Origin of the sequence: Planctomyces sp. SH-PL14 (assembly GCF_001610835.1) — a bacterium.
Lineage (GTDB): Bacteria > Planctomycetota > Planctomycetia > Planctomycetales > Planctomycetaceae > Planctomyces_A.
Genome location: NZ_CP011270.1, coordinates 5,869,961 through 5,893,481 on the forward strand (window position 1 = coordinate 5,869,961; position 23,521 = coordinate 5,893,481).

Consider the following 23,521-nt stretch of genomic DNA (forward strand, 5'->3'; position numbering starts at 1 on the left):
CAACGCCGGTTTCACAAAGGGGACATCCGTTGTTTACCACGGTTCCTCACAGGAGTGCCTCCGGCGGCAAGGGGGCGGGGCCCCCTTGACCCCAGTGGCCGTAGCACGTTGGGTTTGAGCTGTGGACGCTGTGCCGGCGAGGACGTGTGTCCTGGTCGTGTGATTGACTACACTCGGCCAACGCTCGCGGTCATCGGCCCCGCCCACAGGAGAACGTCCTGATGTCCCCGCTCTCGCGCCGCTCCTTCCTCGCCTCCACCGCCGCTCTCGCCGGAGGCGTCGCCAGTCTCAGGTCATCGGCCGCGGCCGACGACCGCCCCCCCGTCACCGCCCCCCGCGCGACCTCGTTCGATGCTCGCGTCGAACCGAACTGGGACGAGTGCCTGTCTATCTCCGTCGGACCGAAGGATGCGGACATCGTCGGCACCAGCCATCGCGCCGTGCAGGCCGCCGTTGACTACGTAGGATCTCTCGGCGGCGGCACCGTCGTCCTCCGTCCGGGCAAATACGTCCTCCGCGGCGCAGTCCACCTCCGCTCAAACGTCCGAATTCAGGGGACCCCCGGCGAAACCATCGTCACCAAGATCCCGTCGCGCATGTGCAAACTCGCCGCCGACTCCGACTGGTACGATCAGGAACTCACCCTCGCCCCCGGCCACGGCTTCGAAATCGGCGACAGCATCTGCCTCCGCATGAAGAACGCCCACAACGGCAGCCCCCAAGTCCTCAAGCGGCGACTCGTCGCCCGCTCCGGCGATCGCTTCAAGCTCGACCGGGCCCTTAAAGAAAACGTGTGGGAGGCGGGAACGCCGACCGTCCACGCCCTCTTCCCGCTCCTGACGGGGGAAGAGATCGAACAGATCGCCATCGAAGGCCTCGTCCTCGACGGCGACAAGGCCAACAACGACAACCTCGACGGCAACTACGCCGGCTGCGTCTTCCTGCAGGACTGCCGCGACATCGCCATCCGCCGCGTCGAAGCCCGCGACTACAACGGCGACGGCCTGAGCTGGCAGATCTGCCACGACGTGATCGTCGAAGACTGCCGCTCGACCGGCCACACCGGCCTCGGCCTGCACCCCGGCTCCGGCTCGCAGCGGCCGCTGATCCGCCGCAATCATCTCGCCGGGAACTCGATCGGCCTTTTCTTCTGCTGGGGGGTGAAGTTCGGACTGGCCGAGGAGAACACCTGCGACGGCAACCGCGTCGGGATCTCGATCGGCCACCGCGATACCGACAACCTCGTGCGGAACAACGTGGTCACCAACAGCGGCGAAGTGGGCCTCCTGTTCCGTCCCGAGCGGGGACCGGGCTTCTGTGCCCATCGCAACCGCATCGAGTCCAACCGCTTCGAGAACAACGGCGGCCGGACGGCGGCGGCGATCGATATTCAGGGAGGGACCGAGTCGGTGACGCTCGTCGGCAACACGGTCAGCGAGACCCGCGCGGCCGAAGAGCGGATCGGCATCCGCCTCGGCGACCTGACCCGCGACATCCGCCTCGACGGGAATACGGTCACCGGCTTCGCGCGGGATGTCGTTCGACCGGCGTGACCACGGGATCGGCGGCCACAGCGGCTCGGTCTGATCTTCCTTGGGCCTCCCGGACATGGGACACTGTCGATGTTCTTGGGGAGGGGCCGATGAGATCTGTCGCATTCATCTCGATTCGCCACGAGGAGCGGAGCCGGCGGAGTCTCCTTCGCCAGTGGGGCAGCTTTCTGGCGGTGCTGGTCGCTGCTGGCGGTTCGATCTGGTCGAACGCCTGCGCCGCGGATCCCAACGTGCCGAAGGACGCGCCGCCGGAAGCCCGACCGCGAACGCCGAGGGAGGGGATCGACTCCGCGCTCGACTGGCTGGCGCGGCATCAGCTTCCCACCGGCCACTGGAGTTTTCAGGACCTCCACCTCCAGTGCGAGGGGGACTCCTGTACGCCGCTGGTCGGCGAGGACCGCAGGGACGCGGGATCGGTTCGCTCCGATCCCGCGGCAACCGCCATGGCGCTGCTGCCGTTCCTGATGGCGGGCGAGTTGTCCGGAGACGCAAAGCCGCATCAGAAGGCGGTTCTCAAGGGACTGCGGCGGCTGGTCCGGTTTCAGAATGCCGAGACCGGCGCTCTCTACGGCAAGACCGGCGGCGGCTCCCGGATGTATGCGCATGGGCTGGCGACGCTGGCGGTGTGCGAGGCGTACCGTCGTTCGCAGCGGGAGGAGTTCAAGGAGCCGGCGCAGAAGGCGGTCGAGTTCATTCAGAAGTCGCAGCATCCCGGGCAGGGGGGCTGGCGGTATTACGTGGCGGGGGAAACGCCGACCGGCGGGGACACCTCCGTCTTCGGCTGGCAGATGCGGGCCCTGGTCTCGGCACGGGCCGGGGAACTCGATGTGTCGCCGAAGTCGCGGGAACTCATGACGGTTTACCTGCGGGTGGCGTCCGGGGGCCAGCAGTCCGGGCTGTTCGCCTATGAACCCAAGGGGCCGTTCAGTCCGTCGATGACGGGGGTCGGTCTGCTGTCGCTTCAACTGCTGGAGCAGCAGCCGGCGGACGAGACCGTGGCGGAGGCGGTCGCCTACCTGCGGCAGCGGCCGCCGGGACGCGGGGCGCCGGACTGCTACCGGGACTACTACGTCACGGACGCAATCCGACGCAGCTCTCCGGAACACTGGCCGGAGTGGCGGGAAGCGATGCGGAAGGCGCTCCTCGAAACGCAGGCCCGCGAAGGCTGCCCGCGGGGAAGCTGGAGTTCGCTGGCTCCCGTCCGCGATCGCTGGTCGGACCTCGGGGGGCGGCTGATGGTGACTGCCTTCAGCACCATGACGCTCCTGGAGTGCGAGGAAGCGAGCCCGTGACGGCGGTGCGTTTTCGGGACGTTTGCCTGCGCGAGGGAGGAAGAGGAGTAAGCCACAGATGAACACAGATCAACACGGATAAAGGCAGGCAGGCCAACCTCCCATCTGTGTGCATCTGTGTTTATCTGTGGCTCAACTCCTTCGCGTCACTCCAGGGTCGTCGCCGCGAAGGTCTCGAGGCCGAGCATGCCGCGGACGCGGATCGTTTCCTCCTGCGGCGTGGCGCCGAAGAACCGCTTGAACTCGCGGCTGAACTGCGAGGGGCTCTGGTAGCCGGTCCGGCTCGCCGCGACGCCCGCCGTGAGACCTTCGAGGGCCATCAGCATCCGGGCTTTGTGCAGACGGATCGTCTTGAAGTACTGCAGCGGGGATGTCGCGGTGACCGCTTTGAAGTGGTGGTGGAAGGCCGAGACGCTCATCCCGGCGCTGCGGGCCAGGGCGGGGACGTCGATCGCGTCGGCGTAGCGGGCGTGCATCCGCTCAAGGGCCCGCTGGATCACGCTCATCCGGCCGTTGACCGCGATCAGCGACCGCAGCGCGCCCCCCTGCTCGCCGCAGAGGACGCGGTACGTGATCTCGCGGATGATCTGCGGGCCGAGGATCCGGGCTTCGGCCGGCTGCGTGAGGCATTCAAGGAGCCGGACCGTCGCCTCGCTCAGTGCGGCGTCGAGCTGCGTGGAGTACATGCCGTGCGTGTGGGGGCCGTCTTCGCCCGCGGCGGGCGGCGGGGTGTGTTCCATCTTGAGGAGGAGGTCGCTCAGGACGTGGAGGTCGACTCCGATCGAGACCGCCAGCAGCGGGCCGTGCGTGGCGACCTCGGTCTCGCACTCGAACGGCATCGGGACCGAGAGGACGAGGTAGTTGTGCGCGTCGTAGGTGTAGACCCGGTCGCCGAGATAGCCCCGCTTCCGGCCCTGGCCGACGACCACGATGCTCGGCTCGTAGAGGACCGGCGTGCGGGGGATCGACTGGCTGGACCGCATGACTTTCACGCCGTCGAGGATCGTGGACCCGATGCCGTCGCTGGTCGCGAGGGTGCCGAGGAGCTCGGTCAGGCGGCGGTTGCTGGCGGTGAGGTCGTGCATCGCTGAGAGGTCGCGGAATCGCGGGACGGAGGGGACGTACGGACGTGGCATCCGGACGTGGCTGCCGGTCAGGACAGCATCGGGACGGATCGGCGGTCGTGCATCCAAGAATCCGGGCGGCTGGAGAATCAGGCAAGGGATAGGCAGGTTTCGGCCTAGTTGGGCTCTGCTTTCTGGAGTTTCATGTCCACCGTCCCGCGATGGTGCGGGATGACCGATACGACCGCTCAGTTGAGGGGAAGACGATGGACTACGCGACACTGGGACACACGGGACTGCTCGTTTCGCGGCTCTGCTTCGGGACGATGACGTTTGGCGACGGGACCGGGATCTTCGGCGCGATCGGCAACCAGGGGCAGGCCGAGGCGGATGGCCTGGTGAAGGCGTCGATCGACAGCGGGATCAACTTCTTCGACACCGCGGACATCTACACTGAGGGGCAGAGCGAGACGATCCTGGGGCAGTCGATCCGGAACCTGGGGATCGCCCGCAAGGACGTGGTCCTGGCGACGAAGGTCTACGGCCGCGTCGGACCGGGGCGGAACGACATCGGCGCGTCCCGCGGGCACATTCTGGATGGCGTCGAGGCGAGCCTGCGGCGGCTGCAGACCGATCACATCGACCTGTACCAGATCCACGGGACCGATGCCGTGACCCCCGTCGAGGAGACCGTGCGGGCCCTCGACACGCTCGTTCAGCAGGGGAAGGTCCGGTACATCGGCTGCTCGAACTGGCAGGCGTGGCGGATCGCCAAGGCGCTCGGGATCTCGGAGCACCGGAGCCTGGCGAAGTTCGACACGCTGCAGGCGTACTACTCGATCGCTGGCCGCGATCTGGAACGGGAGCTCGTGCCGCTGCTGGAAGCGGAGCGGATGGGACTGATGGTCTGGAGTCCGCTGGCCGGGGGATTGCTCTCCGGGAAGTACAGCCGGGAGAACCAGAAGCCGGCGGGGTCGCGGCGGTCGCACTTCGACTTCCCGCTTGTCGACAAGGAGCGGACGTGGCGGATTCTGGATGCCATCGCGCCGATCGCGAAGGCGCACAACTGCAGTGCTGCCCGGGTCTCGCTGGCGTGGCTGCTTTCGAAGAAGGTCGTGACGTCGATCATCATTGGAGCGAAGCGGCTTGATCAGCTTCAGGACAATCTGGCGGCGGTCGAGCTGAAGCTCAGCGACGAGGAGTTGCGGACGCTCGATGAGGTGAGCACGCTGCCGCCGGAGTATCCCGGTTGGATGTTGCCGGTTCAGGGGCACGACCGGCTGGGCGTCCCGGATCGGCCGATCTGGGAGACGATGGGGAAGTGATGTTCTTGGTCCGCGGCCGTGCAGAGAGCGTCCCAGCCGCGACCCGCACGCCATGCAAGTCGGGTCCAGGGGCACCCTGGTGGGGAGTGCAGAGGGGCAACGCCCCTTTGCCCGCCGGAGGCCTGGCCGTCGAGAGATGTCTGAAGGAGTCCGTGCCCAGACGCGGACGCCGTGCCGGATGCCCCCACATCAACCCGCGTCGTTGACGGACCGGTTGCTGAATGACGACGGAGTCCTCCACGCTGGTACCACAAAGCGGACGTCCGTTGTGTCCCACGGTTCCTCAATGGAAGTGCCTCCGGCGGCAAGGGGGTGAGACCCCCTTGACCCCAGTGGCCGTCGAAAGTTGGGTTTGAGCTAACGGAGCTCAGCCGGCAAGCACGCGGTTCGAGGCAGCGGGACAAGACCGCGACCTCCCGCGCCTCAGTAAACACTCATTGGAGAAGCCGGCGGCGAGACACTCTGCCCGCCGCGTTGTTTCGACTTCCTGTTTCGTGTTGGAGAGTTCGTTCCATGTCGACCACTGCTTCCCGTCCTGCCCGTGCCTATGCGGCTCAGAGTGCTGAATCGCCACTCGCGCCCTTCGGCATCCGCCGCCGTGCGCCGACCGCGCACGACGTCGCGATCGAGATCCTGTACTGCGGCGTCTGTCACTCGGACCTGCACCTCTGCCGCAATGAATGGGCGGAGAGCAACTTCAACGCGGTCTACCCGGTGGTGCCGGGGCATGAGATCGTCGGCCGGGTCGTCGAGGTCGGCCCCGCGGTGACCAGGTTCAAGAAAGGGGACATCGCCGCGGTCGGGTGCATGGTCGACTCCTGCGGTACGTGCCCGAGCTGCAACAAGGGAATGGAGCAGTACTGCGAGACCGGCTTCACGCTCACCTACAACAGCCCGGATAAGCACCTCGGCGGTGTCACCTACGGCGGCTACTCCGAGAGCGTCGTCGTCGATGAGGCGTTCGTCCTGAAGGTCCCGCCGCACCTCGATCTGGCGGCGGCCGCGCCGCTGCTGTGTGCGGGGATCACGACCTACTCGCCGCTGCGGCACTGGAATGTCGGGCCGGGGAAGAAGGTCGGGATTGTCGGCCTCGGCGGGCTGGGGCACATGGGGGTGAAGTTCGCCCGGGCGATGGGGGCGCATGTCGTGGTCTTCACGACGTCGCCCCACAAGTCGGAAGATGCCCGGCGGCTCGGGGCCGACGAGGTCGTGATCTCGAGCGACGCGGCCCAGATGGGGAAGCACTTCCGGAGCTTCGACTTCATTCTCGACGCGGTCTCGGCCAAGCACGACGTCAACGCCTTCGTGCAGCTCCTCCGGCTCGACGGGACGCTGACGATGGTCGGAGCGCCGGAGAAGCCGCTGCCGGTCCAGGTCTTCAACCTGCTGATGGCCCGCCGGCAGATTGCCGGGTCGTCGATCGGCGGGATTGCCGAGACGCAGGAGATGCTCGATTTCTGCGGCGAACACAACGTCGTCAGCGACGTCGAGGTGATCGCGATCCAGGAGATCAACGCCGCCTACGAGCGGATGCTGAAAGGGGACGTCAAGTACCGCTTCGTGATCGACATGGCGTCGCTGAAGGGGTGACCCGCCCCGCGGAGGCCGCCAAAACGAAAACACCGCCATCGATGCGATGGCGGTGTTTCGTGTGAGTCTCTCGGAGACCGCGGCCGGTGATGGCCCGCGGTCGGCGGATTAGACCGGCTTGTAAATCCGGTCCCGCAGGCCGGCGGTCTTGGAACCGCTGACGAAGAGGTGGCCGAACGGGTACTCGTACTGCTTCTCGAGACCCGGGTAGGTCCCGATCTCGATGAACTGGAAGCGGACGTCGTTGAACAGGGCGCGGAAGTCGTCGTGGACTTCGTGGAGCTTGTCCGCGGTGACCCAGACGTCGGCGGCGGAGTTGGTGCCGACGGCGTTGACCTTGTCTTCCGACCAGGAGGCGTGGTTCTGCGGAATCTGCGCCGAGGTGATCTTGGGGTAATACTGGAACTGGATGCTGACGACGCCGTTGGGCTTCAGGGCGCGGTGCATCGACTGCAGGATCGAGCTGCGGATCGACCGCACGCAGATGTGCTGGAAGCAGAGGACCGAGAAGACGAAGTCGTAGCTGGCGGCCGGGGCGTCGCCGCAGTCCTGTCCGCCGCTGAGGAAGAACTTGGAGCCCGCCTTGGAGAGCGTCTCACTGTTCTTGGCGAAGCCCAGCATCTCCGGGCTGATGTCGACGCCGTCGGCGGCGAAGCCGGAGTTGACGAGTTCTTCCATGTTGCGGCCGACGCCGCAGCCGTAGTCGAGAGCCCGGAAAGCCCCCTTCTTCGGGATCTCGAGGAACTCCTTGCGGACCTCGGTGATGTCCGCGCCGCGGACCGTCGCGTTCCGCTCGGCGTAGTCGTTCAGCATGTAGGCCAGGGTCGACTTCGAAGCGGCGCGAGCCTCGGCGTAGTTCGGGTGAACGGCCGCTTCTGCTCCCTCACGGGTCGTGGCGACCGTGGCATAACTGTTCCTCTGCATCTTCAGATACGTCGCATTGCCAGCAGCCGAACCGGCCATCACACACCTCGTCGGGAATAGGAAGCACGAGCCGCCGCAGTCGCGACGCAAACTCTTGCTCAGTCGTGCGGGTCACCCTACGCCTGCCGTTCGACCCCTGACAAGAGGCTTGGGCGGGGAAATCGATTGCCGCGCGCCCGGAGGGTTGACGGATCGCTACCGGGAGCGAAGGAAGCGGTCGCACCGCGGCCTGGCGCCAAGATACGGAGGGGAGCGAAGGGGGCGGGCCGAGCGGCGGCGAGGGGGTTCGACGCTCCGTCTATTCCGTCCGGAACGGATCTCCCGGTCGGGGGACGGAGCCGGGGAACCCTTTCTCCGCGGCGCGGCGGGTCGTTCAAGGAGGGGCTTGTGCGCCCTCCCCCGAGCGGCAAACATGCCTGCGGGAGATCGAAGTGCAGGGGGGATCCGTTGGACGTTCTTTGCCATCGCGGGTACTGGAAGGGGCCGGAGGAGAAGAATACCGAGGCGGCTTTCCGCCGCGGCTTTGCTCTCGGGCTCGGGACCGAAACCGATCTGCGGGACGACGGCCGGGGGGGAATCGTCATCAGCCACGATCCGGTCCGGGACGGCTCGACGATGACCTTCGAGGCGTTCCTGGCCCTGCACGGGGAATACGGCCATCCGGGGCGGCTCGCTCTCAATATCAAGGCGGACGGCCTGGCCCGGTCGGTCCGCGCGACGCTCGACCGCTTTCCCGGCGTGAAGGCGTTCGTCTTCGATATGAGCGTGCCGGACGCCCGCGAGTATCCGCGGTCCGGACTCCCGCTCTTCTCCCGTCTCAGCGAACAGGAGCCGTTCCTCTCGTGGGCGGGCTCCGCGGCGGGAGTGTGGCTCGATGGCTTCGACGGGGTCTGGTACGGTGAACCGGTGATCGGCGAGCACCTGGCCGCGGGGCGGTCGGTGTGTCTCGTCTCCCCGGAGCTCCACCGCCGCCCGCCGGAGGAACTGTGGTCCTGGCTCGCCGCTTCGCGGCTGACGGGCCATTCCGAACTCATGCTGTGCACGGACCTGCCCGAAGAGGCGCTGGCCCGATTTTGCCGATAAGGGGGACGTATGAAGATCCTGGTCCCGATGGCGGGAAGAGGCGTGTCGGGGGACAAGTTCCTGTTCGGCAAGAGCCTGGCGGAGATCGCCCAGAGCACGCTGATCGAACTCGTCACCGAGAATCTCAAGGGGATCGAGGGGGCGGAGTTCGTCTTCGTCATCAGCGAGGACGACGCCCGTCAGCACCACCTGCGGGAGGTCCTGCAGCTCCTCTGCCCGAAGTGCGAGATCCTGGTCACGAACCGGGAGACCGGCGGCGCGGCCTGCACCGCGCTCCTGGCGATCGATCACTACTCGCCGGACGAACCGCTGATCATCGCCAACGGCGACCAGATCATCGACACGCCGCTGCAGAAGGTGGTCGAGGACTTCCAGCGGCGGGAGCTCGACGGCGGGATCATCGTCTTCGACGCAGTCCATCCGCGGTGGTCTTACGTGCGGGTCGACGAGTCGGGTTATGTGGTCGAGGCGGCGGAGAAGCGGCCTATCAGCCGCCTGGCGACGGCCGGCTTCTACTACTTCCGCCGCGGCCGGGACTTCATCGACTCGGCGTTCGCGATGATCCGCCGGGACGAGAGCGTCAACGGGCGGTTCTACGTCTGCCCGGTGTTCAACCAGATGGTCCTTCAGGAGCGGCGGATCGGGATCTTCTCGATTCCGCGGAGCGCCTATCACTCGCTGGCCACGCCGCGGGGGATTGCCGCTTACAACATGCTGCTCTCGGGACGGAAGGAGTCGACGGCCCGATGATCGAGTCGCATCTGGACAAGATGGTCAAGGGGTGGTTCATCGGCAGTTTCACGCCGACCCTGCTCGACACGACCGACTTCGAAGTCGGCGTGAAGGCGTACAAGGCGGGGGACCGCGAGGGGAGCCATCATCACAAGATCGCCACGGAGTACACCGTGATCGTCAGCGGCCGCGTCCGGATGTGCGGCCGGGAGTGGGGCGAGGGAAGCATCATCATCATTGAGCCGGGCGAGTCGACGGCGTTCGAATCGCTGACCGACTCGGTCACGGTCGTCGTGAAGGTCCCGGGTGCCAGGAATGACAAATATGTCGACGAATGACGTGCTGAATATCGTGGTGCCGATGGCGGGTCGCGGGAGCCGCTTTCAGACGGCGGGGTTCGCCCTGCCGAAGCCGCTGATCCCGGTCCGCGGGAAGCCGATGATCCAGTTTGTCATCGACAACCTGCGGCCGTCGCGCCCGCACCGGTTCATCTTCATCACGCTGCGGGACTTTGCCGAGCAGTTCGGTCTGGACGAGAAGCTCCGGGTCTGGGCTCCGGGGTGCGAGGTGCGGTTCCTCGACGCCGTGACGGAGGGGGCGGCCTGCACGGTCCTGACGGTGAAGTCGCTGATCGATTCCGACGCGCCGCTGATGATCGCCAACTGCGATCAGTACGTGGAGTGCGCGATGGACGATTACCTGGCGGCGATGGACCAGCCGGGGACGGACGGGCTGATCATGACGATGTGGGCGGACCATCCGAAGTGGTCGTACTGTCGGTTCTCGCCCGAGGGGCGGGTGACGGAAGTCGTCGAGAAGCAGGTCGTTTCGAACGAGGCGACGGTCGGGATCTACAACTACAAGCACGGCCGGGATTTCGTCCGGGCGGCGGAGCAGATGATCGCGGCGAACGAGCGGGTGAACAACGAGTTCTATGTCGCTCCGGCGTACAACGTGTTGCTGAAGGAGGGGCAGGAGATCAAGGTCTTCAATGTCGGGAAGGAGTACGACGGGATGTTCGGGCTGGGGACGCCGTTCGACCTGGAGAAGTTCGGAGAGTTGCGGCCGGCGTGATTTGTCCCTGGTGGGACGATTCTGTTTTGCTTTCGAGGCCCGCGGATCAGGTGATCCGCGGGCTTTTGTGTTCTGTGGCCGAGCGTAAACTCAGTGCTCGGCGGACGCGGTCACCTGTGTAACCCGACGTCAATCCCCCGTGGGGGCAGGCGACGGAAGTGCGACGGCAATCTTGCGATCAATAGCCCCCACACGTTGGAGGCGCGATCGGTCCGAATCGCTGCAACTCGGCCTCGCGAGAACGCAAGCCGGAAATACCTCTTCCCCGAATTCGCCCTTCGTTTGGTCGCCAACGTGAATGACAGCATCTTCGGCGGACGAGCCGGATACCAGAAGTGGCCGCTCCGCCACCAAGGGCCCACTTACCAAGGCCGCTCTGCGGGCGGTGGACTTTGTGGACACTGGACTGCACACCGCCGGTCGACGCACCGCCGGTGTGCAGCAGCGATTCATGAGTGCCGAAAGAGGAGCGACCGGAAGCCTCAACGCGAGCAAGACACGCCTACCGCGATCGACCGCGTGTTGTGTCCCGCCGCCTGAGCTCCCTCATCAGAGGGGACGAAACGAAATGGTAACCAGCGCATCGTCGTAATCGTCCTGCCCCGCGTCTTCAAAGCCTACGACCAAGTCACTCTCGTTACGGACAAAGACTCGCTTGGGGCTTTGAAACCATGGCCGCCGACCACTCGGTGGACCATTCTTGTGCCAACCGGTCACAATATAAACCCCGCTCTCCCGGAGCTCCAGTTCCTCCAAGCTGCGGGCATAATTTCCCCGCTCGGCCATCAGCTGATAGTCCTGATCGACGTCATAGATCATGACGGCGTTCTCATACCAAGCCCGGCAACTGAATCGGCAGATTGCCCGTCGGTTTGATGCGACCGAAAACCGTTCAGCCCAAGCAAAAGTCAGGGCCTGATTTCTTTCGGGACCGAAGTTACTGGCCGAACGAAATGCCGCCGCAGCCGTGCTGCTGTCCTCAGTTCGCCCGCCCTCATCTAGATCGACCAAACCTTTAATTGTTTCCAAAGCGGACAAAACCTTGTACTTCTCTTCTTTGCTAAAGTTGCCCATTTCATCGCTCCGAAGAATTGGATATGCGATCCTTCGCCTCTGGCCCGAGACGCGATTTAAGCGTAGAAGCCAAGACGTATCAGTTACGCCCGGCTATCCGACGCGGAGTGTAGCGGAAGCACTTGACTGACACCAGAAAGAAAAGGACGCCGCAGCTGATATTAACAGGAGGCTCAATTCCAGGTCGCTCAACACAAGACGCGTGATTGCGAGTTGCAACCGCTGCGAAGGAAGCAGCACGTAAATCGGAGCTGATTCGAACAGGTGCCGGGAAGTCCTCCGCGGCGGACTCTCGTTCGAGAACCGGCTGTCCGTTGCGGTTCGCCGAAGGACAACTTCCGGCAAATTGGGCCAATAGTTCACAAGACGGCTTGACCAGTGCATCGCGCAGGAGATCCGCTTCGGCCCTGGTGGGCGAAGCAGGTCGGACCGCACGGGGAGCCACCTTCCGCCGGAACTCTGTTCGATCGACGTGCGAGATTACCGAGGCGGTCAGCGGCCTTCCGAGAGGCCGCGGATCTGACGCAGGATCGCCTCGTGGGAGACGTCATTCACCGTCTCAATCGTCATCACGTTCGCCCCCGCGGCCTGCGCGGCGCGGATGCCGTTGATGTTGTCCTCCAGGACCAGGCAGTCGGTCGGCCGGAAGCCGAGCATCTCCATCGCCTTCGAGTAGATCTCCGGGTCCGGCTTCGCCTTCGAGACGTCCTCGTTGCTCAGGATCACGTCGAAGTAGGAACGGATCCCCGCCTTCTCCAGCATCATGTGCACCGTCTCGCGGATCGAGTTCGAGGCGACCGCAAGGCGATACCCGGCCGACTTCAGCTTGGCCAGCGCGTACTGGTGCGCGAAGACCGGCTTGCAACGCACGTTCACCAGCTCGAACGTGTAGAGCTGCTTGAGGTCCGAGATGAACGAGTGCAGTCCCTGCGGCAGGCCCCGCTCCATCGTCAGCATGGCGAGCTTCTTCTTCGTCGGAAGCCCGTCGTACGTCACCAGGTGGTCGTGACGGCTGATCGCGTAGCCGAACAGGCTGAGGGCCCGGTTCAGCGCCTCGTAATGCCACTCCTTGGCGTCAATCAGCACTCCGTCCATGTCAAAGATGATCGCGCCAATCATGGTCGACTCTTCCCCGCTACCCGTGGTGCGCCACACGGCGGGATTTCCGTCGTGACGACCGCGTCCCGTGGCCCGGCGGCGAACCGCCGACGATCTCCCCGGACGCAACGATCTGATGGACAGTGATTCGTTTGCGGCTGAAGTTCCAGCCGTTCGTATTCGAAAGGAGCGGGCGGCAGCCGTCCGTCCGCCCGGGCCGCACTAGCCTCGCGCGATCCCCAGCCGCCGCTCGATGCGGCCTCGCAGGGAACGGAACCGGTTCCGCCCTTCCCAAGCCAGGAGCCGCATCCAGTTGCGGTACTTCGGCAGGTCCGGGACCAGCATCGAGAACGACCCGCGGCGCGAGATCCGGCCGTAGGTCTGCAGCCACTGGCGATACGTGTAACAGGTCTCGGGCAGGAACCGCTTCAAGAGGCCGGGCTTGAGCGGAACGACTCCGAGCTGATGGGGCGTCTGCAGCACGAAGTTCCCGGCGATGTACCGGTCGGTCTCTTCCACGATCCCGGGATGCATGTGCGAGATGTGGTCGCACTCGACGGTCGTGTGCTGGCGGAGGAAGTGCAGCCAGACGTATTGCTCGGGGAGGTACCGGAACCAACGGTACGTCCGCTTGGTGTCGGGCGCTTCGAGCTCCTGCCAGCGGCTCTCGGGGGTGAGGGCCAGGGGGGCGGACCACAGCGCCCGGAGGTCGTCCGTCCAGCCGAGCTGGATGATGTCCGACGGATGGTGCGCGAGATGGCCGAGGCCGGGGTACGGAATCCGCGGGTCGCGGCTGTAGTGCGTGCAGCCGACGATGCGGTTCTTGACGAAGCGGTAGGTCTCGCCGCCGAAGTCGAACCGGCCATAGCCGTTCAGGATCCGGTCGTTGGCGAACTCGCAGTCGGTGCGGCACTTGATCGCGTAGGGACGGGTGGCGGCCTCGAGTCCGCGGCGCGTCGAGAACAGCATGCGGTTCATGTTGTTCGGGAACTGCGAGCCGTCCGGACCTTCGACGGAGAAGCCGCCGGGGTCGCTGTTGAGCTGAGCGATGTCGTACTCGAGGCCGTCGAGGTTCGTCCCTTCCCACGTCGAGAGGACGATCTCCGCTCCGGGGAAGCAGCGGCGGATGCTGGCCAGCACCCGCTGGGTCACGCGTTCCTGGACGGGGAGGTCGGGCGTACCGACCACGGGACCTTGAACGACGATGGAAACCGACTGCGGTGAGAGCTTGGACTCGTTCACAAAGATTCCCGGGACACGTCGCGGTTTGGGCTTGGCGAGTCAGCCGTAACTACGGGGCGATCGTATCCCCGGTCTCGACGACGGGCCATTCGCATTTCCGCGGTTTGAACGAAATCTTCCCGGCTCGCGGACCGGTGCGGGCGCGCGTGTTGCGTTCTTGCAGCAATCTTCGCGCCCGGGGGTGTGGGAGAAGCGGTGATGCCGGCGGCGCGGGAGAGTGGACGCGGCCTGCGGCGGACGTTTCCCCTTTTCAACAACGGAGGCGGTTGCATGGGGCCGCGGGGCAGTGGCGAAATCATGACATTTCCGTTTGCCGGGGTCGGAGCGCGCAGTAGCGTGGTGAGTGCCCAAAGGGATGGCATCGCGGTTCGCGAATGATGCGACCGGGTGAGTCGGCTGGACATCGGTTCCGGCCTGGAGGGATTCCTGGACGGACTGCGCCCGGATGGGTCGCGGCGTAAGTCGTCGGAAGGTTGGTCGCCGGTGTTGCCGCCGCTCGATGCGGAGACCCCGGTGAGACGGTCGAGGCGTGAGCCGGATCGGCCGGTCGGTATGGCCCGGGAGATGCAGCCACTTCGGATGCGCCGGACCGCATCCAGGAGCAGACGTCGGTTCTGTCGGCCGGCGTCGGCATCATCCGGTGGTATGAGAAGAGAAGAGGAATTGCACGATGACGGACTCCGGTGAGTTGCCGGTCATTTTGTTCCTTCACATTCCGAAGACGGGCGGGACGAGTCTGGACACCGGCTTCCTGCAGTCCATGATCCCTCAGGATGAGCGGCTGTGCGAGACGGACCAGTTCGTGGACCGGCACCTCGCGCAGCGGCATCTGTTTCATGAGATGGAGCTGCTCACCAAGGGGCTCAAGGTTCCGTACAGCGCGGTCTTCTCCCACTTCGTCCAGCAGTATCTCATCAACCCGTATCTGCGGTACTACGCGGGGCACATCAGTTACGGGGCGCATGTGGCGATCCCCCGGCCGTGTCTGTACCTGACGCTTCTGCGCGATCCCGTGGATCGCGTGGTGTCGCAGTACCGGCTGTATCGCTCGCTGGGGATGTTCACCGGGACGATGCGGGAGTACATCCGGTCGGGCCGGCTGGAGGTGGACAACTACCAAGTCCGGTGTCTGTCGCTGCACGGGTGGAGTCGGGACGTCGTGACGCCGGACATGTTCGACGAGGCGAAGGAGACGCTGCTGACGCGGACGTTGTTCTCGGTGACGGAGCGGGTCGACATTCTGTTGAAGAAGGTGTGTCAGCGCTTCGGGTGGGCGGCGCCGGAGGAGACGCCTTATCTGAACAAGACGCAGGCGGGTGAGTTGATTCATTGCGGCGGGGGGAACCGCTTCATGGACACGGCGGAGCTGATCCGTCCGGATGATCTGCGGGAGTTGGCGGACAAGAATGCGCTGGATCGTGAGTTGCATGCGTTGGCGAAGGCGAATCTGGAGCGCGGGCTGAGGCCGGATCCGGTGGTCAGCGAGACCGCGGCGGCCGCCGATCCCGAGTCCGCTGATCTGGCGGGTGCGCTGCAGGGCTAGTTAATAACCGGGGTCCAGGGGGTCACCCCTGGTGGGGGATGCAAGGGGGCAACGCCCACTTGCCCGCCGGAGGCCCTCTCGTCGAGTGATATCTGAAGGAGATTGTGTCCAAGCGCGGACAACGTGCCGGATGCCCCCACATCAACACGCGGGGATTCCAGGGCGAGCGGTGAGTTCTCAACGCCGGTTCCACAAAGGGTACATCCGTTGTGTCCCACGGTTCCTCACAGGAGTGCCTCCGGCGGCAAGGGGTGGCCCCCTTGACCCCGGCTGCCGTAGCACATTGGGCTTGAGCTATCGGCGCCGTGCCGGCCAGGACGTCCTTCGAATCAAAAAATTCTGATTTTGACCGGTAAGTTCCACCGGCCGCCGGACGATCTCTCCTGAGGCGCCTCCTCGTCGAGACGCCCGGAGACTTCCCGGCAGACTCTGGCGTTGGACGCAACCCTCCCATCGAACGAGGTTTACGAAGAGTTCCTCGCTCTCTTTGCGCGCCATCAGGACCGCCTCTTCGCCTACGTCTACACCCTCCTGCCACACCGGGCCGACGCCGAAGACGTCTTCCAGCGCTGCAGCCTCATCCTCTGGCGGAAATTCGCCGAGTACGACCGCGAAAAGGACTTCCTCTCCTGGGCCTGCGGCGTCGCCTTCTATGAAGTGAAAAACTTCCTCCGCTCCGCCGAACGCGAACGCCTGCAGTTCTCGCCGGAACTGATGGAACAGCTCGCCGTCGCCCGCACCGAACAGATGGCCCGGTCCGGCGACCGCCTCTCCGCTCTCCGGGAGTGCGTCGATCAGCTCAAGGCTGCCGATCGCGACCTCGTCGCCGCCTTCTACGGAACGAGCGAACAGCTCAGTGCCTTCGCCGCCGCCAGCGGCCTCGCCCTCCAGACCGTCTACAACCGCCTTTCCCGCATCCGCCAGATGCTGATGAAGTGCGTCGACCGCCGGCTCGCTGCCGAAGGAGCCGTATCATGAGTCCCGACCGCTCGCCCGATCCCGTCTTCGAACTTCAGGAACTCCTCGACGCCCTCGCGGCCGAGCGGCTGACCGACAGCCAGCACGCCCGCCTGGAGGAACTCCTCCGCGGCAGCCCCGAGGCGCGGCGGGCCTACTGCGACTTCATCGACCTCCACCTGGGGCTGCGGCGGATCCTGGGGACCGAGGTCGAGATCAATCCTGCGGCGGATGTGGCGGCGGCGCTCGCGGGATCGCTGCCGCAGGTGGGACGGGAGCCGTCCGTCTCCCGGAATGCCGCGCGGCTGGGGCGGCGGACGTGGATCATCGGCGGCAGCTTTGCGGCCCTCCTGCTGGCGGGGGTCTGGGTCGGAACGACGCTGCAGCGCGGCGTCGCGACCGTTCGGCCCGGGAAAGGCAACCTGGCTGGGGCCGACAACCGGCCCGCGACGGCAGCCGGCACCGGAACGGTCGCTGCGCCGGAGACGACGAATGAGGGGAACGCGACCCCCGGCGCCGCGAACGACAGGCTGATGGTCGGACGGTTCATTGCCAACGCATGGCTGGCCCGGACCGCGGGGGCGGTCCTGTTCGGCGAACTGACCCCGCCGGTCGGATCGAACCTGCAGCGGGGACACGAATACGCCCTCATCGAAGGACAGGTCGAGATCGCCTTCTCCTGCGGAGCGACCGCGATCGTCACCGCGCCGGCCGCGTTCGTCTGGGTGTCGGCGATGCGGCTCGATCTGCGGGTCGGGAAGTGCTCGGTGCACGCTCCGGACGGAGCCGAGGGCTTTGAGGTGACGACGCCGCAGACCCGCGTCGTCGATCTCGGGACGCGGTTCTCGGTCCGGGTTCACGAGTCCGGGGACTCGGACGTGCAGGTCGTCGAAGGGCTGGCGGAGGTCCATGAGGCCGAGCGGCCCGAGGCGGCGGCAGCCCGGCTGGCGACCGGCGAGGCGCGGCGGTACTCGCTGCGGGAGCCGGACCGCTCCCGCCAGATCGGCTTCGACAAACAGGCTTATGAGTCGGGGTTGCCGGACCGGGTCATCTCCTACACCGCGTCGAAGACCGTCGACGGGCGGGTCGAGAACCTCGAGAGCGTGAAGGTCCAGCGGAGGGGCATCGAGCGGGAGTACCGCGTCGAGGAACTGATCCCGGTCGACATCATCCACTTTGCGAGCAGCGTCTCGGCTTCGAACCTGGCGGTCGCCGGGAACTTCAAGGGGACGACCGAGGCGGCGATGCGGCGGGACAACGCCCTCAACACCGGCCTCATCAACCCCGGGATGTCCCGCGAGCCGCTGACGAGCGATCCGGTCTTCCCCGACCCGCGACGGGCAGCGACACCGGCGGACGGCGCCGCCAACGGCGATGCCGCTACGCCCACTCCCGTTCCGACACAGGGGATGGCGTTCCGCTTCGACCGGCCGGTCGTCAACAGCGCGGGGCCGGATGTCGTGCTGTTTGAGATCCAGTCGGCGGTCTATCCGCCGCCGGGGGACGCGTTCCACATCAGCCCCCTCCAGTTTGCCCCGGGGCTGCGGTCGCACACGATCCGCCGCTTCGACATCACGATGGCCTCCGCCGAGGCCCAGCCGGTCGCGCTGTTCGCCGTCGGGTCGATGGCCAAGACCTCCAGCAACCTCGACGAACTGCGGCGGCAGAAGATCCTCACCTCGCGGCAGACGATGCAGTTCCGGGCCCTGGCGGTCGGGATCGACCTCTCCGACCTCGGCTACCCCGCGGGAGCCTCGGTCGAGGGGTTGTTCCTGCAGGACGCCGGGGATGACAAGCACTACGTGGACCCGGTGTGGATTGGCGGGTTGCCCGCGGAACGGGACTAGGGACGAGGCCCCGGCGGCGGACGAGTCGAATCGGACTTCGGTGAACTCAGAGCGATATGCGAACGAATCTGTTGATTGCGGTGCTCCTCCTCCTGCCGACCTCCGGCCGGGGGGCCGATGCGCCCTCTCCCGAGCACCTGCGGTTCTTTGAGAGCGAGGTCCGGCCGCTGCTCGTGCGGCGGTGTCTGGAGTGTCACTCCGCCGAGAAGACCAAGGGGGGGCTGCGGCTCGATTCGCGGGCCGGGATGCTCCAGGGGGGGGAGTCGGGCGACGCCGCGGTTGTGCCGGGGAAGGCGGATGACAGCCCGCTCGTGCAGGCGATCCGGTATGAGTCGTTCGAGATGCCCCCCGTCGGCAAGCTCCCCGAGCGGGAGATCGAGATCCTGACGAAGTGGGTCGCGATCGGAGCCCCCTGGCCGGGCGAAGACACCGCGCTGATCCGCCGCGAGGACAGCGACAAGCTCACCGCCGAGGACCGCCAGTGGTGGGCCTTTCAGCCCGTCAAAGACCCGCCTCTGCCCGAGGGGACCGAGCCGCAGGCGATCGACCGCTTTGTTCACGCGAGGCTGCGTCAGGAGAAGCTGAGTCCGGCTCCCGAGGCGGACCGCGTGACGCTGATCCGCCGCCTGTCGTTCGACCTGATCGGACTGCCGCCGTCGCCCGAGGAAGTCCGGGCCTTCGTGCAGGACGACGCGCCGGATGCCTATGAGAATCTCGTCGACTCGCTCCTCAGCCGGCCGCAGTACGGCGAGCGGTGGGCGCGGCACTGGCTCGACCTCGTCCGCTACGCCGACTCCGACGGCTACCGCATCGACCACTACCGGCCGAACGCGTGGCGGTTCCGCGACTACGTCGTCCGCTCGCTGAACGCCGACAAGCCGTACGACCGCTTCGTGCAGGAGCAACTCGCGGGGGACGAGATGTTCCCCGGCGACCCGGATGCGCTCGTCGCCACCGGGTACCTGCGGCACTGGATCTATGAGTACAACAGCCGCGACGCCGAAGGACACTGGGCGATCATTCTCAACGACATCACCGACAACGTCGGCGATGTGTTCCTCGGCCTGGGGATGCAGTGCGCCCGCTGCCACGATCACAAGTACGACCCGATCCTCCACAAGGATTACTACCGGCTGCAGGCGTTCTTCGCCTCGCTGATTCCCCGCGACGAGACCGCCCCGGCGAGCGACGCCGACCGGCAGGCCTACGACGAACAGCTCCGGAAGTGGGAAGAGGCGACCGCCGAGATCCGGGCCAAGATCGAGGAGCTGGAAGCCCCGGTCCGCAAGGCGGCCCGCGACAGTGCCGTCGGCCGGTTCCCGGAGCGGATCCAGGCGGTCTACTGGAAGCCGGACGGCGACAAGCTGCCGTACGACCACCAGCTTTCCGCGCTGATCGAGCGACAGGTCGAGTTCGAATACGAGCGGCTCGATACCCGCTTCAAGGGGGAAAAGAAGGAGCAGCTCATCGCCCTCAAGAAGCAGCTCTCCGCCTTCGACAAGCTCCGCCCCGCGCCGCTCCCGGTCGTCATGGCGGCCCGCGACCTCGGCCCCGCCGCGGCCCCGACCTTCATCCCCGGCAAGGCGAAGGACCCGATCGAGCCCGGCTTCCTGACGCTGCTCGATCCCGCCCCCGCCAGCCCGGCGGCGCTGCCGAACTCAACCGGCCGGCGGACCGCGCTCGCCCGGTGGCTGACCCGATCCGAGCATCCGCTCACCGCGCGAGTCCTCGTGAACCGGGTCTGGCAGCAGCACTTCGGCCGGGGGCTCGCCGCGAACGCGAGCGACTTCGGCAAGCTCGGCGAGGCTCCCTCACATCCCGAACTCCTCGACTGGCTGACGACGCAGTTCGTCCGCGGTGGCTGGAGCATCAAGGCGCTGCACCGGCTGATCGTCACGTCGGAGACGTACCGGCAGTCGAGCACGAATCCACAGCTCGCCCTCTGCCGCGAGGTCGATCCGGAGAACCGTCTCCTGTGGCGGGCCAATACCCGCCGGCTCGATGCGGAGCAGATCCGCGACTCGATCCTGGCCGCTTCGGGACAGCTCAAGCTCGGTGTCGGCGGTGAAGGGGGGAACGGCGACAGCCCGCGGCGGACCCTCTATGTCCGCCAGATGCGGAACGCCCGCGACCCGCTGCTCGACGCCTTTGACCTGCCGCAGTTCTTTGCCAGCGAGTCCTCCCGCAACACGACGACGACGCCGGTCCAGTCGCTGATGCTCATCAACAGCCCCGAGCTCCTGCGGTACGCCAGCCAGCTCGCCGACGGCGTGTGGGGGACCGCCTCGACCGACCCGTCGCTCCGGATCAGCGATGCCTGGTGGCGGGTCTACGGCCGGGCGCCGACGTCCGACGAACTGGCGGCGGCGACGGCGTTCGTCGCCGAGCAGGCCGAGCGGATCGCCGGCGGCGCGCAGGAGCGGGCGACGACCGAGATCGCGACGGGGAAGATCCCGTACCGCGACGGCCAGGCGGTCCTGATCGGGACCGATCCGAAGCAGAAGCGGCTCCGCGTGCCGCACTCCTCGATGATGAACGGCGACCACGATGACGCGGAGGGGAGCGACTTCACCGTCGAAGGGTTCTTCCAGCTCCGCTCGGTCTACGACACCGGAGCGGTCCGGCCCCTCGTCTCCAAGTGGGCCGGCGCGGGGGACCAGCCGGGGTGGTCGCTCGGCGTGACCGGCAAGGGGTCCCGCCGCAAACCGCAGACGCTCGTTGTCCAGATCCACGGCCGCAAGCTCAGCGGCACGTTCGGCGAGGCGGCGGTCTTCTCCGATCACCTCGTCGAGCTGAACAAGCCGTACTTCGTGGGGGCCGTCGTGCGGCTGGCGAAGGCCGGTGGCAAGAGCGGTGGCAAAGGCGAGCCGGGGTCGATCACGTTCTACCTCAAGGACCTGTCGAACGACGACGAGCCGCTGCAGACGGCGCAGGTCGCGCATGACATCACCGGCGGGTTCGACAACGAGGAACCGCTGTCGATCGGCTGCCGCAGCCGCGGGCAGGAAGGGTTCGACGGCCTGATCGACGACATCCGCCTCACCGGCCGGGCCCTGGCTCTCAACGAACTCCTCTACACCGCCGAAGGGGTGGCGAAGGGGACGCTCGGGTACTGGCAGTTCGAGGTTGAGCCGGGGGTCCTGCAGGACAGCTCGGACAGCCGGCTCAACATCCAGTGGACCGCGGCCGAATCGCCGAGCAACGACCCGCGTCGGCGGGCGTTCGTCGACTTCTGCCACGCGCTGCTGAACTCGAACGAGTTTTTGTACGTCGATTGATTCCAGCGGTCAGACCAACACCAGCCCGAAGCGCAAGCGAGGGGCGACGGCGAAATCCCTCGCTTGCGCTTCGGGCTGGTCTGGGACACGTTTCGTTTTTTGTGAGTCCTGACATGAACCGACTCCCGCATATCGAGATCCCCGCCACCCGCCGCGACTTCCTGACCCGCAGCGGGGCCGGTTTTGGCGCCGTGGCGCTCGCCGGGATGCTGGGGAACGCCCGGGCGATGGCTGCGCCGTCGGGGTCCCCTTCGGCCGCTCCGGTCGCGCCGAAGAGCCCGCTCGCTGCGAGGAAGCCGCACTTCGGGGGGACCGCCAAGAGCGTGATCTTCCTCTTCATGGAGGGGGGGCCGAGTCATCTCGATACCTTCGACCCCAAGCCGCTTCTCAATGAGCTGGCCGGGAAGCCGCTGCCCGAGAGTTTCGGCTCCGTGATCCTGGCGATGGGGGAAGCCCGGGCACCGCTGCTCGAGTGCAAGCGGACCTGGAAGCAGCACGGGCAGTCGGGGCTGTGGGTCTCCGACTGGCTGCCGCACACGGCCCAGATGGTCGACGACATCGCCGTGATCCGCTCCTGCTGGGCGGAAGGAATCAACCACTCCTCCGGCGTCTGCCAGATGAACACCTGCTCGATCCTCGGCGGGCGGCCGTCGCTGGGGAGCTGGGTCAGCTACGGCCTGGGGACCGAGAACCAGGACCTCCCGGCGTACGTCGTGATGCAGGACAACCGCTCGTCGGTCGTCAACGGGCCGCGGAACTGGAGCGCGGGGTTCATGCCCGCGGTCTATCAGGGGATCCGGCTCTCCGAAGGGACCGAGCCGGTCCCGAACCTCAAGAACCCCGAGGCGATCTCGACCGCTCAGCAGCGGGCGAAGCTCGAATTCCTCAACGGCCTCAATCGCGGTTACGCCGGCCAGCATCCCGAGCAGAGCGAGCTCGACGCCCGGATCGCGAGCTACGAGCTCGCCTTCCGGATGCAGGCCCAGGCCCCCGAGGCGGTCGACCTCTCGCAGGAGACGCTCGAGACGCAGCGGCTCTACGGGCTCGACGACAAGGAGACGGAGCCGTTCGGCCGGCTGTGCCTGCTCTCGCGGCGGCTGGTCGAGCGGGGTGTCCGCTTCGTCCAGCTGTACAGCGGCGCGGGGAGCAAGTGGGACGCGCACTCCGGGATCGAGGCGAACCATTCGAAGCTGTGCCGCGGGACCGACCGGCCCGTGGCGGCGCTGCTCAAGGACCTCAAGGCCCGCGGCCTGCTCGACGAGACCCTCGTGATCTGGGGGGGCGAGTTCGGCCGGACGCCGATGTCGGAGCAGGGGAACGGCCGCGATCACAACCCGACCGGGTTCACGATGTGGATGGCCGGCGGCGGAATCAAAGGGGGGCAGGCGATCGGGACGACCGATGAGCTCGGCCTCCGGGCCGTGGAGAACAAGCTCCACGTCCGCGACCTGCACACCTCGATCCTGCACCTCCTGGGTCTCGGGAACCTCGACCTCACGTATATCCACAAGGGCCGGCCGGAGAGGCCGACGATCAACGAAGGGGAGTTCTGCGAGCAGCTCGTTCGCGGATGACTCCGGTTCGCTGATTCCGGGACGCGGTCTTGCCGTGGTCCGGCGAACGTCCTCGTGTGCGCTCGATTTGCTTCGGGCGCTATCGACGGACGTTGCGACCGCGCGCGCATAATTAAAACTCGTCCCGATCGGCATTAACAGGATTTAGTTAAAAGTTGTCTGATTGGCGATCCTCTGTTGATTGACTGGCCGGTCGTCGTTTATAGGATCGTGTCAAATGCGGTGCCTGCTTTTCCACGGTCCGGGGTTCTGACCCGGTTCGATCCATTCT

18 protein-coding genes are annotated in these 23,521 nt (G+C 66.3%); 13 read left to right on the plus strand and 5 right to left on the minus strand.

What is annotated here, in order from left to right; translation table 11 throughout:
- Positions 1-221: 221 nt before the first annotated feature.
- Both VT03_RS22585 and VT03_RS33725 read left to right on the plus strand, forming a co-directional pair.
- Positions 222-1,553, plus strand: coding sequence for a right-handed parallel beta-helix repeat-containing protein (locus VT03_RS22585; protein WP_075095098.1), 1,332 nt, complete (start codon positions 222-224; stop codon positions 1,551-1,553).
- Between the two features lie 89 nt (positions 1,554-1,642).
- Positions 1,643-2,845, plus strand: coding sequence for a terpene cyclase/mutase family protein (locus VT03_RS33725; RefSeq protein WP_075095099.1), 1,203 nt, complete (start codon positions 1,643-1,645; stop codon positions 2,843-2,845).
- A gap of 146 nt (positions 2,846-2,991) precedes the next feature.
- Here VT03_RS33725 and VT03_RS22595 read toward each other — a convergent pair whose 3' ends face one another.
- The gene (locus tag VT03_RS22595) at positions 2,992-4,038 is read right to left on the minus strand and encodes an AraC family transcriptional regulator (protein WP_197489052.1); all 1,047 of its coding nucleotides are present in this window, start codon (positions 4,036-4,038) and stop codon (positions 2,992-2,994) included.
- A 137-nt stretch (positions 4,039-4,175) separates the two neighbouring features.
- On the opposite strand from VT03_RS22595, the gene VT03_RS22600 reads away from it, so the two are divergent.
- Together VT03_RS22600 and VT03_RS22605 are read left to right on the plus strand one after the other, a co-directional pair.
- The gene (locus VT03_RS22600; RefSeq protein WP_075097238.1) at positions 4,176-5,234 is read left to right on the plus strand and encodes an aldo/keto reductase; all 1,059 of its coding nucleotides are present in this window, start codon (positions 4,176-4,178) and stop codon (positions 5,232-5,234) included.
- Between the two features lie 513 nt (positions 5,235-5,747).
- Positions 5,748-6,824, plus strand: a complete 1,077-nt coding sequence (locus VT03_RS22605; protein WP_075095101.1) for an NAD(P)-dependent alcohol dehydrogenase — start codon at positions 5,748-5,750, stop codon at positions 6,822-6,824.
- A 108-nt stretch (positions 6,825-6,932) separates the two neighbouring features.
- Here VT03_RS22605 and VT03_RS22610 read toward each other — a convergent pair whose 3' ends face one another.
- A complete protein-coding gene (locus tag VT03_RS22610) occupies positions 6,933-7,787 on the minus strand; it encodes a class I SAM-dependent methyltransferase (protein ID WP_075095102.1) in 855 nt (284 codons plus the stop codon).
- Between the two features lie 408 nt (positions 7,788-8,195).
- On the opposite strand from VT03_RS22610, the gene VT03_RS22615 reads away from it, so the two are divergent.
- The 4 genes from VT03_RS22615 to VT03_RS22630 are packed head-to-tail and all read left to right on the plus strand — an operon-like array spanning position 8,196 to position 10,637.
- Complete coding sequence (locus VT03_RS22615) at positions 8,196-8,831, plus strand: hypothetical protein (RefSeq protein WP_075095103.1); 636 nt, start codon at positions 8,196-8,198, stop codon at positions 8,829-8,831.
- A 9-nt stretch (positions 8,832-8,840) separates the two neighbouring features.
- Positions 8,841-9,581 carry a glycosyltransferase family 2 protein gene (locus VT03_RS22620; RefSeq protein WP_075095104.1) on the plus strand — a complete coding sequence of 247 codons (741 nt, stop codon included), beginning with the start codon at positions 8,841-8,843 and terminating at the stop codon, positions 9,579-9,581.
- Positions 9,578-9,901 carry a hypothetical protein gene (locus tag VT03_RS22625; RefSeq protein ID WP_075095105.1) on the plus strand — a complete coding sequence of 108 codons (324 nt, stop codon included), beginning with the start codon at positions 9,578-9,580 and terminating at the stop codon, positions 9,899-9,901. Before VT03_RS22620 ends, VT03_RS22625 begins: the two co-directional genes overlap by 4 nt.
- Positions 9,888-10,637 (plus strand): glycosyltransferase family 2 protein, encoded by a 750-nt coding sequence (locus VT03_RS22630; RefSeq protein ID WP_197489053.1) that lies wholly within the window; start codon positions 9,888-9,890, stop codon positions 10,635-10,637. Before VT03_RS22625 ends, VT03_RS22630 begins: the two co-directional genes overlap by 14 nt.
- A gap of 549 nt (positions 10,638-11,186) precedes the next feature.
- On the opposite strand, the gene VT03_RS33730 is transcribed toward VT03_RS22630, so the two are convergent.
- The 3 genes from VT03_RS33730 to VT03_RS22645 form a co-directional block, all read right to left on the minus strand.
- Positions 11,187-11,711 carry a hypothetical protein gene (locus VT03_RS33730; protein WP_156514696.1) on the minus strand — a complete coding sequence of 175 codons (525 nt, stop codon included), beginning with the start codon at positions 11,709-11,711 and terminating at the stop codon, positions 11,187-11,189.
- A gap of 492 nt (positions 11,712-12,203) precedes the next feature.
- Positions 12,204-12,830 carry an HAD family hydrolase gene (locus tag VT03_RS22640; RefSeq protein WP_075095107.1) on the minus strand — a complete coding sequence of 209 codons (627 nt, stop codon included), beginning with the start codon at positions 12,828-12,830 and terminating at the stop codon, positions 12,204-12,206.
- 201 nt (positions 12,831-13,031) lie between these two features.
- Entirely contained in the window at positions 13,032-14,051 is a 1,020-nt protein-coding gene (locus tag VT03_RS22645) for a WavE lipopolysaccharide synthesis family protein (protein WP_075095108.1), read from the minus strand.
- A gap of 670 nt (positions 14,052-14,721) precedes the next feature.
- Between VT03_RS22645 and VT03_RS22650 the strand changes: the two genes are divergently transcribed.
- The 5 genes from VT03_RS22650 to VT03_RS22670 all read left to right on the plus strand — a co-directional run bounded on the left by VT03_RS22650 (position 14,722) and on the right by VT03_RS22670 (position 23,250).
- Positions 14,722-15,594: a sulfotransferase family 2 domain-containing protein gene (locus tag VT03_RS22650; RefSeq protein ID WP_075095109.1), complete on the plus strand. Its 873-nt coding sequence runs from the start codon at positions 14,722-14,724 to the stop codon at positions 15,592-15,594.
- A gap of 435 nt (positions 15,595-16,029) precedes the next feature.
- Complete coding sequence (locus VT03_RS22655) at positions 16,030-16,572, plus strand: sigma-70 family RNA polymerase sigma factor (RefSeq protein WP_075095110.1); 543 nt, start codon at positions 16,030-16,032, stop codon at positions 16,570-16,572.
- Positions 16,569-18,398 carry a FecR domain-containing protein gene (locus VT03_RS22660; protein WP_075095111.1) on the plus strand — a complete coding sequence of 610 codons (1,830 nt, stop codon included), beginning with the start codon at positions 16,569-16,571 and terminating at the stop codon, positions 18,396-18,398. Before VT03_RS22655 ends, VT03_RS22660 begins: the two co-directional genes overlap by 4 nt.
- Before the next feature lie 56 nt (positions 18,399-18,454).
- Entirely contained in the window at positions 18,455-21,676 is a 3,222-nt protein-coding gene (locus VT03_RS22665; RefSeq protein WP_075095112.1) for a DUF1549 domain-containing protein, read from the plus strand.
- A gap of 113 nt (positions 21,677-21,789) precedes the next feature.
- Positions 21,790-23,250, plus strand: a complete 1,461-nt coding sequence (locus VT03_RS22670; RefSeq protein ID WP_075095113.1) for a DUF1501 domain-containing protein — start codon at positions 21,790-21,792, stop codon at positions 23,248-23,250.
- Positions 23,251-23,521 lie beyond the last annotated feature (271 nt).